The organism is Xenorhabdus sp. PB62.4 (assembly GCF_014467285.1).
Classification (GTDB): Bacteria; Pseudomonadota; Gammaproteobacteria; order Enterobacterales; family Enterobacteriaceae; genus Xenorhabdus.
In genome coordinates, this window is sequence record NZ_NKHR01000132.1 from 1 (window position 1) to 309 (window position 309).

A 309-nucleotide genomic window follows, 5' to 3' on the forward strand; every position below is an offset into this window, starting at 1 on the left:
CTGAAAATACACACCTCGTCGGGAAAAGTTTCACGCAACGTATCGAGCGTGAAAATCTTACACTTCGCAACAGAATTAAACGATTGAATCGTAAAACACTCGGCTATTCAAAATCCCCTGAGATGCACAGGGTGAGATCTCATATATTTAGTAAGGTTATTTAGGTTAAATAAAGACCAGAATATAACTTCTTATAGCTCTTTCTCTCATTAAAACGATAAGATCACGCTATTCCATAAAAATAGCGATCGTAATAATGAGTATTTTTAACTTTATCAGTAAGATCGATGACCCGCGTTCTGATATCAA

General features: G+C 35.6%; 1 protein-coding gene. It reads left to right on the forward strand.

Going from position 1 to position 309, the window contains the following annotated elements; translation table 11 throughout:
- Window positions 1-164: IS1 family transposase (locus Xenpb_RS19575; protein WP_222943058.1), on the forward strand; the 164-nt coding region annotated here is incomplete at its 5' end.
- Window positions 165-309: the final 145 nt, after the last annotated feature.